The organism is Sphingomonas sp. 8AM (genome assembly GCF_902506455.1).
Taxonomy (GTDB): Bacteria; Pseudomonadota; Alphaproteobacteria; order Sphingomonadales; family Sphingomonadaceae; genus Sphingomonas.
Map to the genome: position 1 here is coordinate 1927865 of NZ_LR733844.1, position 12588 is coordinate 1940452.

Consider the following 12588-nt stretch of genomic DNA (forward strand, 5'->3'; position numbering starts at 1 on the left):
CGCGGGCAAAAAAAATGGGCCCCCGCTATCGCGGAGGCCCAGGGCAGGAAACGAACTAAGTTGCTCAGGTCACAGGCGGAACGTGACGCTGCCAACAAAGGTCCGGCCGTTCTTGTAAAACGCCGACGGGCGATCGGGGGTGCCGCTGTATTGCAGGTAGGTCTCGTCCAGCAGGTTCTGCGCGTTGACGGTCAGCGAGATGTTCCTGGTCAGCGCCAGCGAGGCCGACGCGTCGAGCTGGTTGTACGGCGCCACCATCTCGAACGAATTCAGCCGGCCGATCGAGCGGAAGTAGGACGAGCGATAGTTGTAGCTGACGCGCGCCTGGAACGGCCCTTTCTCAAAGTACGGGATGACGTTGACGGTGTGCTTCGACAGGTACGGCAGGTTCAGCGAACCCTCGATACCCGGGATCACCGACGTCGAGCTGTCCTGATAGGCATAGTTCGCCTGGATGCCGAACCCGCCCCAGATTTCCGCCTGACCGTTGATCAGCACGCCGTTAACCTTCGCCTTGCCGGCATTGATCGGGCTGTTGACGCGATAGGTGTTGACGACCCGGCCTTCGAGCGAATTGTAGAAGCTCTGACCGGTCCGGGTCGTGGTGATGATGTAGTTGTTGATCTCACGACGGTAGAGTTCGACTGATAGCAAGGCACCGGCGCGCGGATAGAATTCGGCGGTGATCTCGTAATTGGTTGACTCGTACGGTTTCAGGTTCGGGTTACCACCCCCGGCATCAAGCGTGACGTCATTCTGCGAGATCGACGCCGCCAGATCCTGATACCGCGGACGCGAGATCACCTTGGCCGCGGCGCCGCGCACGATGAATTGCGGCGAAATTTCATAGGCAACGTTCAGCGCCGGCAGGAACTTCAGATAGTCGGTCGAGGTGCTGGTCGGCACCGGCGTCGGGTTCTGATTGGTCGCGGTCGGCAGCGACAGCGCGTAATAGGACGCGTCATGAGTGTAGACCAGACGACCGCCGAGGTTGCCGCGCAGCCCGCCCTGATCGAAATTGACCTGGACGTAGCTCGCCGCGGTCCGCTCCTCGACGCGCGTCGAAGCACCGACTTTGTAGAACAGCGGCGTGTTGATGCTGTTGGCAAGGATGTCGATCACCGCCTCGCGCGGCAGGTTGAGATACTTGGTCGCGGTGCCCGAGCCGCCCGAGCCGTCGAAGATCCCGTCCGGCGTGGTCAGCGTGGTGACGCCGAGCTGCGAGCCGTCCTTCGACGTGGTCAGATAGCTGTTGATGCCGCGCGCATCGATCTTGTTCACGTGATCGGTGATCCGCGCGCCGATCAACACCTGCTTGAAGAAGCCGTCGCCAAGCGGCACAACCGCGTCGAAGCCGCCGAACGCGTCGCGATCGGTGGTGACGCTGTAATCCTGCCCGCCGATCTGCGCCGCGTTGAGCTGCGTACCGTTCACGTTGAAGGGTTTGCCCTCGATCGTGACCAGGTTGTTGCTCGGGTTGGTGAAATAGTTCGCCGGGTTGGTCAGGTCGCCGGTGAAGTTCACTTCCGCCGTGGTCGGTGAGATGGCGTAGCTGAACGGCAGCTTGGTCTGCACATTGAACAGATATTCGGGGTTGCGCCCACCGGTCGCCTTGCTCCAGCCACCGACGAACGACACCTTGGCGCCGTCGTCGCCTTCCCAGTCGGCAAAGAAGTTCAGATTGTCGGTCTTCAGCTTGGTGGATCGCACCAGCGTGTCGAGCTGCGCGTTGCGCTGGCTGGTCGCCGCGCCGAAGCTGGCGTTGGTCACGACGCCGTTCGAGATCGTCGCCGATTGCAGGTCCGCGCCGCTCCATGCACCCGGAATGGTGTACATCGACTGGCTGTAATTGTTGTAATTGCCGTCGATGTGCAGACCGTTCAACGTCAGGGTCAGATTGCTGGCAGGACGATACTGGACGGTGCCCGAGACGCTGGTCCGCTCGCGCTGCTGCTGGAAGTATGCGTAGTTGATGCCGAACGGCAGCGTTGCCGCGGCGAGATCGTTGCGCGTACCGCCCGTGACGGTCGCGTTCGGGTTCTTCAGCACCGCTTGCCCGCTCGCATCGCGAACGAGATTGAGATTGCCGTTGGCGTCGCGGGTCGGATCGCCCTTGGCGTCGTTGATGGTCTGGAACAAACGTCCGTCAGCCTGTTCGTAGCCGAAGAACTCCACACCGGCGCGCACCAGCTGCTGCTTGTCATAGGTGGCGGCGACCAGGAAGCCGAACGTCTCGTCCTGGTTCTTCCAGCTGTACAGGCCCGAGCCGCGGACGCTGCCCTTCTCCGAACGGTCGTTATAAGTGTAGCCGCCCGATGCGAACAGAGAGTTGGCGTCGAGCTCAAGCGGACGCCGCGTGCGCACGATCACCGTGCCACCCAGGCTGCCGTCCTCAAGCCGCGCTTCGGGCGACTTGTAGACTTCGAGACGGTCGACCAGCTCCGGCGCGAGCAGCGAATAGTTGAAGGTACGGCTAGACGGATCGTTGTCGTTGCCGCCCCAATCGGCCGAAGCGAGCGCGTGACCGTCGAGCAGCATCCGGTTGAGCGCCGGATCGGTGCCGAGGATCGCGACCTTCTCGCCCTCGCCGAAGCGGCGGTCGATCGAGACGCCGGGTATGTGTGCAAGCGATTCGGCGACATTGCGATCGGGGAACTTGCCGATGTCTTCGGCCGAGATCGCATCGACGACGGCGTTGGCATTGCGCTTCAGCTCGATTGCCTGACGAAGGCTTCCGGCATAACCGGTGACGACAATGTCGTCGCCGACAGCGCCGTCGGCCTGCGTGGTCTCGGCGGCGGTGCTCGACGGCGCGGTGGCGGGTGCCTGCTGCGCCTGCGCGCTGGCGGTGAAGCCGATCATGGCGGTGGAAACCAGCATCATCTGACGCAAGCGCATAATTGAACCCCCTCATATGCCCGTCCGCGCGGGCGTTCTGGAAACGGACCTCGAACCAGACGTTTGCCGCGGCAGACTGCATCGGTTCTGGAGTGGTCTTATAACCAATTTGGATCAGCGCGGACATACCTCGTTACGAAATTGTTTCACCGGCAAAAGGATATTTTAAGCTTTTCTCGATTGGTGTGCTTTTTAGGCGACATCTGGACGATCGCGGCGCCCGGACGGCCATGTGGCTGGTAGCTGCGATACAGACCACGGGGTTGCGCCGCGTCCGGCTTGGGCTACGGTCCGGCCAAAGCGATACGCGCGCGAGGATGCGGCGACAGGAAGGAACGCGGATGGCCTTTTCGGACGAGGTGGGACGGTTTCGGGAGGGCAATGCCGCACCGCTCTACCTCCAGCTGCAACAGGTGATCCGCGAGGCGATTGACGGCGGCATCCTCAACCAGGGCGATGCGATCCCGGCCGAGCGCGATCTGGCGGTCGAATATGACGTGTCGCGGATTACGGTACGCAAGGCGATCGGCGGGCTGGTCGAGGACGGGCTGCTGACGCGACGGCGCGGCGCGGGGACGTTCGTCGCGGGGCGGGTCGAGAAGAGCTTCTCCAAACTCTCGTCCTTCTCCGAGGATATGGCGGCGCGCGGCAAGACCGCGTCGAGCAGCTGGATCAGCCGCGTCGCCAGTACCGTGAACCCCGAGGAGAGCATGGCATTGGGCCTGTCGCCGGGTGCGCCGGTGTTCCGCTTCCAGCGTATCCGCCATGCCGATAACGAGCCGATGGCGCTGGAGGTGTCGACGATCGCGGGGTACTGCCTTCCATCGGTCGAGGCGGTCGAGGATTCGCTCTACAGCGCGCTCGACAAGGCGGGCAGCCGCCCGGTGCGCGCGTTGCAACGCCTGCGCGCGGTGCCGTTCGGGCCCGATCATGCCAAGATGCTGGGGGTCGACGCCGGCCATGCCGGGCTGTTGATCGAGCGCCGCGGCTTCCGCCGCGACGGACGCGCGGTGGAGTTCACGCGCTCTTATTATCGCGGTGACGCGTATGACTTCGTCGCGGAACTGTCGGACCTGTAACTGCCGCTTGTCGTCCCGGACCTGATCCGGGACCCCGCTTCTTCTCGACAGGCGCGACGGGAGCGGGACCCCGGATCGAGTCCGGGATGACCTTCACTCGGTCAGTGCCGCCGCATCGGCCACGAGCAGGTGCAGCGTGCCATCCGCCGGCCGTGCTACGGCGCGGACGCCCAGCGCGCGCAACGCCGCCTCGTCGACCGGTGCCGCGGCCAGCGTCACCCGCACCCGACCGGGATGGACGCTCGACGCCCGCACATTCGCCGCACCGCCCAGCGCAGCCAGCGTCGACCGCGACAACACGACCGGCGCGTCGGCGGCGTCATCGACGACATTCACCGCCGCGACCGTCACCCCGCCCGCCGCGAGCGCATCGCGGATCTCGACCGCGACGACATCGGCGATCGGACCGAGCACGACCTGCAACGCGGTGGGCGAGGGGCGGATCAGCCCGCGCGCGCCGAGCGCCTTGAGCGCGGCATCGTCGACCGCCTGCTGGTCGCGGACGTTGAGTCGCAGCCGGGTGGTGCAAGCTCCGACCTCGGTGAGGTTCGCCGCGCCGCCCAGCGCGCGCGCGAACGCTGCGCCACGTTCGCCAACGGCGACCGTCACCGCCGCCTCACCCTCGCCCGGCTCGCGACCCGGCGTCTTGAGGTCGAAGCGCGCGATGAAGAAGCGGAACAGCCCGTAATAGAGCGCGAAATACACCGCACCGACCGGGAGCAGCAGCAACGGTCGCGTCGCGAGCCGGAAGTTCAGCACATAGTCGAGCAGCCCCGCCGAAAAGCCGAAGCCGAGCTTGACGCCCAGCGCGTCCATCAGCGCCATCGATATGCCGGTCAGCACCGCATGGACGACATAGAGGAGCGGCGCGAGGAACATGAAGCTGAACTCGATCGGCTCGGTCACGCCGGTCAGCATCGAGGTGAGCGCGAGGCTGAACAGCATCCCGCCGATCGCCTTGCGCCGCTCGGGCAGCGCGGCATGGTACATCGCGAGGCAGGCGGCGGGCAGGCCGAACATCATGACCGGGAAGAAGCCGGCCATGAACGCGCCAGCGCTAGGGTCCCCAGCGAAGAAGCGCCGCAGGTCGCCGGTGCTGCCGTGATAGTCGCCCATCACGAACCACACGATATTGTTGAGCAGATGGTGCAGCCCGGTGACGAGCAGCAGCCGGTTGAGCAACCCGAACAGGAACAGCCCCGCGCCACCGGACGCCGCGATGCCGTAGCTGAGGTGATCGATCCCGCTGGCGATCGCCGCGAAACCGGCGCCGATGATGACCGCGAGCGCCAGCCCGGCCAGCCCGCTGACGATCGGCACGAACCGCCGCCCGCCGAAAAAGGCGAGATATTCGGGCAGCTTGATCGTCGAGAAGCGATTGTAGAACAATCCCCCGACCAGCCCCGAGATGATCCCCGCGGGCACGTCGAGCCGCGCGATCGCCTTTGCCTTCCACGCCGCAATGGCCAGATCCGCCGACGGGCCGGCCAGACCGGCGGTGGTGTCGGGCGGTACGACCAGCAGCACCTTGGCCGCCTCGGTCGCGACGAGGAAGCAGACCACGCCCGCCAGACATGCCGCGCCATTGCCGTCGCGTGCGAACCCGGTCGCCACGCCGATCGCGAACAACAACCCGAGGTGCGAGAAGATCGCATCGCCCGCCGCGCTGACGAACGCGATGTTCAGCAGGTCGGGCTGACCAAGCCGCAGCAGCAGCCCGGCGATCGGCAGTACCGCGATTGGCAGCATCAACGCACGGCCGAGCGGCTGGAGGGTGCCGAGGATCGACTTCATCGCGCAAACTCCCGTGCAAGGCGGCGGACGGCGGCGGCGTCCGGGCAGGCGAGCGCCGCACGCGCGTGATCGCGCGCCGCCGACAGATCGAGGTCGCGCACCAGCGCCTTGATCTCCGGCACCGCGGCGGGGGCGACCGACAATTCGGTGACACCGAGCCCGAGCAGGATCGGCACCGCGAGCGGATCGGAGGCAAGGCTGCCGCACACGCCGGTCCAGCGGTGGCGCAGCGCCCCGCCGCGCACCGTCTCGCCGATCAGACGCAGCACCGCCGGATGCAGCCCGTCGAGCGCGCCGGCAACCGCCGCATTCCCGCGGTCCATCGCCAGCGTGTATTGCGTCAGGTCGTTGGTGCCGATCGACAGGAAGTCGGCCTCTGCTGCAAGCAAATCGGCGCCGATCGCGGCGGCGGGCGTCTCGACCATCACGCCCAGTTCGACGTCACGCGCGCCGCCGGTCAGCCGGTCGAGCACCGCGCGGACCTTGAGCAATTCGTCGACGCCCGCGATCATCGGGACCATGATCCGGCAACGCCCGAGCGGGCGAACCGCGAGGATCGCCTTGAGCTGGTCCTCAAGGATGTGCGGATGCGCGAGCACGACGCGGACGCCGCGCAGACCGAGCGCGGGATTTTCCTCGCCCTCGATCGGCAGATAGGGAGCGGGTTTGTCGCCGCCGATGTCGAGCAGCCGAATGATGAGCGGCCGCCCGTCGAGCGCATCGACCACCGCCTGATAATCGGCGGTCTGTTCTGCCACGTCGGGCGCGGTATCGCGGTCGAGGAATAGCAATTCGGTGCGCAGGAGCCCGCAGCCCTCGGCGCCGTTGCGCACCGCATAGTCGGCGTCGGCGGCGGAGCCGCAATTCGCGAACAGCTCGATCCGCGCACCGTCGGCGGTGCGGCATTCCTCGCCGGCGCGGGCGAACGCCTCGGCACGGCGCGTCGCGGCGGCGGAGACGCGTGCTTCGGCATCGGCGAGCGTCTCGGGCGAGGGGACGGGATGGAGCCAGCCGGCCCCGGCGTCGAGGATCACGCGGGAGCCGATGGCCACCGCGCGCAGCGCGTCGCCGAGCGCGACCAGCGTCGGCACGCCGCGCGCGGCGGCGAGGATCGAGACGTGCGAGGTCGGCCCGCCGCGCATGATCGCGAGCCCGGCCAGCCGGTCGAGGTCGAGCGCCATGAACTGCGACGGCAACAGGTCCTCGGCGAGGAGGATCGCGCCTTCGGGCAGCGTCAAGCCCGCGTCCTCGATGCCCATCAGCCGCGCGATCAGCTGGCGTTCGAGGTCGCGCATGTCGTCGGCGCGCTCGGCGAGGCGCGGATCGCCGCCGGCGCGGAGCGCATCGGCCTGCGGACGGATCGCGGCGCGCCACGCATAGGCTGCGCTGTGCCCGTCGGCGATCGCTGCCCGCGCGGTGTTGAGCAGCGCATCGTCGGACAGCATCGCGGCGTGTGCGTCGAGGATCGCGCGCATCGGCCCGCTCGCTGCCGCGGCCTTGCCGGTAAGTTCGGCCGACAGCGCGGCGCACGCCTGCGTGAAGGCGGCCTCCTCGGCGGCGATCCCGCAGCCTTCGGGCGGCACGTCGAGGTCGTGAACGTCCCAGCGTGCGACCGTGCCGATCGCGAGCCCCGGTGCGGCGGTGACGCCTGCGATCGCGCCCGCTGGCACGTCGCGAGGCGCGGGCGGCGTCGGGCGGGGCGGCGTGGGAGCGGCGTCTTCCTTGATGCCGTGGAGGATCAGCTCGGCGACGGCCTCGACGGCCGCTTCCGCCTGTGCGCCGGTTGCGGCGATCGTCACGCGGTCGTTATGCGCGACGATCAGCGACAGCAAACCGACCGGGCTGGTCGCGGCGACCGGCGCGCCGTCCTTCGCCAGCGTGACAACCGCGTCGAAGCCGCGCGCGACCTCGGCGATGCGCGCCGCGGGGCGGGCATGGATACCGTGCGGCAGCGGCACGACGATCGTGCGCGTCGCCGCGGGGCAGCCACCCGCCACCGGCTGCGCGTGCGCCTCGCGCGCGGTCAGCGTCATCACGGGATCGCCCGACGCGACGATCGCGCCGGTCGCGCGGTGCGCGATCGTGAAGCGGTCGCCGTTCGTGACGACGATCGGAGTCACTGCCGCGCGCGCCTCGCGGACGATCCGGTCGAGGTCGAAGCGGATCAGCGGCTGGCCGCGGGTTACTGTGTCACCGGCCACGACCAGCGTCTCGAACCCTTCGCCCTTCAGCGCGACGGTATCGAGCCCGATGTGGATCAGCAGCTCCGCGCCCTCGGCGGTGCGTAGCGTGATCGCATGGCCGGTCGGCTGCACCGTCACGATGCGTGCATCGCAAGGCGCGATCAGCGTGTCGCCGGTCGGGTCGATCGCGACGCCGTCGCCCAGCATCCGCTCCGCGAACACCGCGTCGGGCACCTCGTCGAGCGAGCAGGCCCAGCCTTCGAGCGGTGCGTAGAGCGAGAGGGAAGCCATGGCGTCTCCGGTATTGATCGGGGGGTCAGGCGACCGGCTGCGCGCCGATCCAGGTGCTGGCGGGGTACAGGTCGCGGGTCAGGATCGCCCAGTCGGCGCGCTGCCCGACCGCCAGCGTCCCGCGCTCTTCGGACAGGCCGAGGAATGCCGCCGGGCTGGTCGCCGCCAGCCCCGCCGCTGTTTCCGGCGATAGCCCGAGCCGCGTCACCGCACCGCGCACCGCGCCGGCCATGTCGAGGTCCGATCCGGCGAGCGTCCCGTCCGCGCCGACGCAGCGGCCGCCCTCGACGTGGATCGGCTTGCCCTGCAGCACGAAGTCCTTGGTCTCGGCGCCGACGCACGGCATCGCATCGGTCACCAGCATGAACCGGTCGGCCGGGCGTGCGCGCAACGCGATCCGCAGCGCGGCATCGTCGACGTGGAAGCCGTCGACGATGATCCCGCACCATGCGCTGTCGTTGTCGAGTGCCGCGCCGACCACGCCGGGCGCGCGGTGGTTCAGCGGCGACATGGCGTTGTAGAGATGCGTCACTCCGCTCGCGCCCGCCGCGAAGGCAGCGGTGGCGGTGGCGTAATCGGCGTCGGTATGGCCAAGGCACACGCGCACGCCGGCCGCGACCAGCGCCGCGATCTGTTCGGTCGACACGCGCTCGGGCGCGAGCGTCACCATCACCCGCCCGCGACGCGGCGCGGTGAGCAGCGCGAGCATGTCGTCGTCCAGCGCGCGGAAGCGCGCCGGGTCGTGGATGCCCTTGCGCGCGACATTGATGACCGGACCCTCGACATGGATGCCGATCACGCCGGGCACGCCCGCCTCGATCGCGGCATCGACCGCGTCGAGCCCGCGCGCGATCGCATCGGGCGTGTCGCTGATCAGCGTCGGCATCGTCGCGGTGGTGCCGTAGCGCGCGTGCGCCATCGCGATCGCGGCCAAACCCTCGATGGTCGGCGTGTCGTTGAACAGCACCCCGCCGCCGCCATTGACCTGCGTGTCGATGAAGCCGGGCATCACCCAGCCGCCAGCGAGATCGGCCGCACCGGTATCGGCTTCAGCGTCGATCGCGGTGATGATCTGGTTCTCGACCGTGATCGTCGCGGCCGACAGCGTGCCGCCAGGCGTGACGATATGGCCGTTGGTGAAGCTGTGCCGCGTCATAGCGTGCGGGTGACCTTGCTCAGATGGCGGGGCGCGTCCGGGTCGAGCCCGCGCGCGACCGACAGGTCGTTGGCCATGCGATAGAAGCTCTGGATCGTCAGGATCGGCTCGATCGCGGGGTGATCGGCGAGCGCGGGCGGGTGGCTGGCGCCATCGGCACGCGCGTCGGCAAGCGCAACGCGCGCGCCGCGCGCCGCGAACTCCGCCGCCGCCTCGCGCACGCCGTCGCCGGCGACGTCGGAAGTGGCGAAGGCGAGCAGCGGGAAGCCTTCGTTGACGATCGCCATCGGGCCATGGCGCACCTCGGCGGCGCTGAACGCCTCGGCATGGAGCGAGCAGGTTTCCTTGAGCTTGAGCGCCGCCTCCTGCGCGACGCCGAAGCCGAGCCCGCGGCCGATCACGAACAGGTTGTTGGCGTCCACCAGCAGATCGACCACCTCGCTCCAGTCGAGCGCCCAGGCGGTGGCGAGCCGATCGGGCAGCGCATCGACTGCATTGCGCAAACCCGCGTCGTCCGACCATTCGGCGACCAGCAGCGCCAGCGCGGCGAGCGCAGTGATATAGGATTTGGTCGCCGCCACCGACTTCTCCGGCCCGGCCATCAGCGGCACGACCGTATCGGCGGCCTCGGCGAGCGGCGAGGTGGCGTCGTTGACCAAGGCGACGACCCGCGCGCCCGCCGCCTTCTGCGCGGCGACGGTGGCGAGCAGGTCGGGGCTGCGCCCGCTCTGCGAGATCGCAATGCACAAGGGCGCTGCCGGGGTCTTCACCGCCGATTCGTAGACCGACGCCACCGAGGGCGCAGCGGAGGCAACCGGTACGCCGACGAACGTCTCGATCAAGTATTTGCCATAGGTCGCGGCATGATCCGACGAGCCGCGCGCGCAGGTGACGACCACCGCCGGCGGCGTCGCGCGCAGATCGCGCGCCAGATCGCGCAGCGTGTCGCGGTTGGTGGCGAGCGTCCGCGCGACCGCGGCAGCGGACTCGCCCGCCTCGGCGAACATCAACGTCTGGTCGGCGTCGGGCATGTGGCTGCTATTCCCTGGCGATCGGCGCTGCTCCGGTATGCCGCGCTTCTGTCGCGAACCGGTTAAGTCATACATTGGTATTGTTCAAGTCTCTGTCGTGCGAAGCATCGTCGCCAACGTCGCGACGGCGGCGATATCGGTCTGCCGGGCGACTGGCGGATTGAACCCGAAGCGGGTCAGCGCGGGATCCTGCTCCGGCACTGCGCTGCGGCATGAGGCATGGGCTTCCGAAATCCCGGAGGCCAGAATGGCGGGCAAGGTCGCGGCGGAAACGCCGCTGCCCGCAAGAATGCCGATCCGCCCGGCGGCACGGTCCACCAGCGTGGTCAGGGTCGGTATCGCATCGACGGCCTTCGGCTGTCCGCCCGACGTGAGGATGCGATCGAAGCCGAGCGCGACGGCGGTTTCCAGCGCCGCGGCAAGATCGGGCGCGAGATCGAACACGCGGTGCAGCGTCAGCGACAACGGTTGCCCACGCGCCGCGCCAAGATCGCGTGCGAGCGCAATCCACGCCGACAGCGTCTCGGCATCGAGGCGATGGTCGGACAGGCTCGCGCCGATCACCACGCCGGCCAGCCCCGCCTCGGCGGCGGTACGGATGTCGTCGGCGACCAGCGCGCGTTCGGCGGTGTCGTGCACGAAGCCGCCGGCGCGCGGACGGGCGAGCAGGTGGACGGGTAGGGGCGCCTGCGCAGCGGCGCGCACCAGCGAGGCGGGCGGGGTCAGCCCGCCGATATCGAGCGCCGCGCACAGCTCGATGCGATCCGCGCCCCCGGCGACCGCCGCGGCGATGCCGCGCGCATCCTCGACGCAGACCTCGAGCAACCGGCGGGTCATGCGGCGAACAGCGACGGTGCCTTGTGGACGACGGTGCGCCCGGCGGCGTCGGTGACGGCATAGGTGAAGCCGGGCAGCAGGCAGAACGCCCCGACATTGCCGCGCGGGTCGAGCGCCAGGAAGCCGACCTGCACGCCCTTGATCGCGTCTCCGCGCAAGCTGGCGATGTGGCGCACCACCTCCTCGCACGCGCGCTGCGGCGACAGCCCCGCCCGCAGTGACGCGACGACGCGCGCACTGCCCGATACGCGCGTCACTTCCTCCCCGACACCCGTCGAGGTCGCTCCGCCAACGCCGCGCTCGACGTACAGCCCCGCGCCGACCTGTGGTGAGTCGCCGACGCGGCCGCGCATCTTGAACGCCATGCCCGAGGTGGTGCACGCCCCGGCCATCCGCCCGCCCGCGTCGCGTGCCAGCAGCCCGATCGTATCATGATCGAGCGCGCCACCCGGTGTCACATGCCGCGACGTGCCGTAGGTGCCGGTTTCGCTGTTCGCGACCGGCTGATACTTCGCGGTCTTCAGCCAGTCGCGCCACGCCTGCTCGGCCTCAGGGGTCAGCAGCTTCTCCTGCGGAAAGCCCTGATCCCGGGCGAAGCGTGTCGCGCCTTCGCCGACCAGCAAGGTGTGCGGCGTCTTCTCCATGACGCGGCGCGCGACCGAGATCGCGTGCGTGGTATTCTCCAGCGCGGCGACCGCGCCGACTGCTCCGGCATCGTCCATGATGACCGCGTCCAGCGTCACGTGCCCGTCGCGATCGGGATAACCGCTATAGCCGACCGAATGGTTGCTGGGGTCGGCCTCCGGCACCTTCGCGCCGGCTTCGACCGCGTCGAGCAGCGAGCCGCCCGCTTTCATTGCGGCGAATGCCGCCTCGTTCGCCGCCGCGCCAAAATCCCATGTCGAGACGATCAGCGCCGGGGCCGCACGCGCTGCCGCTGCCGGCACTGCGGCGCCCAGCGCCGCCAGTCCGGTCATCACCGTCCGCCTGTCCGTCATCCGACCCGCCCTTCGCTTAGTATCATCGCCTACCATGCACGTCCGCGTGTTCGTCGCAACAGCAACCGTCATTGGTCCTGTACCTGGTCCTGTCGCGGTATGGCTGCGGGAACAGGACGCCGGCAAGTGGCGAACGCGGCCGGTGCCGGCTGGACAACAAAAAGGCCGCGGGCGAACCCGCGGCCTCCTGCTTACGTTCGCGGCGTCATCGGGCAGCGCCCGCGATGACCGGCGACGGCAGCTCTATCGCTGGGGCGCGCGACGGGCGAGAACCACGACCATCGCCAGCGTGCCCAGGGCACCGATCGCGCCGACACCGAC

Annotated in this window: 8 protein-coding genes; 1 reads left to right on the top strand and 7 read right to left on the bottom strand. The window is 68.7% G+C overall.

Features of this window, described 5'->3' with window-relative positions; translation table 11 throughout:
• Positions 1–69: 69 nt before the first annotated feature.
• Positions 70–2898, bottom strand: coding sequence for a TonB-dependent receptor (locus BACI71_RS09095; RefSeq protein WP_159757873.1), 2829 nt, complete (start codon positions 2896–2898; stop codon positions 70–72).
• A 341-nt stretch (positions 2899–3239) separates the two neighbouring features.
• Here BACI71_RS09095 and BACI71_RS09100 point away from each other — a divergent pair, with 341 nt between their 5' ends.
• Complete coding sequence (locus tag BACI71_RS09100) at positions 3240–3977, top strand: GntR family transcriptional regulator (RefSeq protein ID WP_159757876.1); 738 nt, start codon at positions 3240–3242, stop codon at positions 3975–3977.
• Between the two features lie 93 nt (positions 3978–4070).
• Here the strand turns inward: BACI71_RS09100 and nagE are convergent, their stop codons facing one another.
• The 6 genes from nagE to BACI71_RS09130 all read right to left on the bottom strand — a co-directional run bounded on the left by nagE (position 4071) and on the right by BACI71_RS09130 (position 12267).
• Entirely contained in the window at positions 4071–5771 is a 1701-nt protein-coding gene (nagE, locus tag BACI71_RS09105) for an N-acetylglucosamine-specific PTS transporter subunit IIBC (protein WP_159757879.1), read from the bottom strand.
• Positions 5768–8245 (bottom strand): phosphoenolpyruvate--protein phosphotransferase, encoded by a 2478-nt coding sequence (gene ptsP, locus BACI71_RS09110; RefSeq protein ID WP_159757882.1) that lies wholly within the window; start codon positions 8243–8245, stop codon positions 5768–5770. The genes nagE and ptsP overlap by 4 nt, the downstream gene beginning before the upstream one ends.
• Before the next feature lie 25 nt (positions 8246–8270).
• Positions 8271–9401, bottom strand: a complete 1131-nt coding sequence (nagA, locus tag BACI71_RS09115) for an N-acetylglucosamine-6-phosphate deacetylase (protein ID WP_159757885.1) — start codon at positions 9399–9401, stop codon at positions 8271–8273.
• Positions 9398–10432 carry an SIS domain-containing protein gene (locus BACI71_RS09120; RefSeq protein ID WP_159757888.1) on the bottom strand — a complete coding sequence of 345 codons (1035 nt, stop codon included), beginning with the start codon at positions 10430–10432 and terminating at the stop codon, positions 9398–9400. Before BACI71_RS09120 ends, nagA begins: the two co-directional genes overlap by 4 nt.
• Before the next feature lie 84 nt (positions 10433–10516).
• Complete coding sequence (locus BACI71_RS09125; protein WP_159757891.1) at positions 10517–11269, bottom strand: copper homeostasis protein CutC; 753 nt, start codon at positions 11267–11269, stop codon at positions 10517–10519.
• Positions 11266–12267, bottom strand: a complete 1002-nt coding sequence (locus tag BACI71_RS09130; protein ID WP_159757894.1) for a N(4)-(beta-N-acetylglucosaminyl)-L-asparaginase — start codon at positions 12265–12267, stop codon at positions 11266–11268. Before BACI71_RS09130 ends, BACI71_RS09125 begins: the two co-directional genes overlap by 4 nt.
• Positions 12268–12588 lie beyond the last annotated feature (321 nt).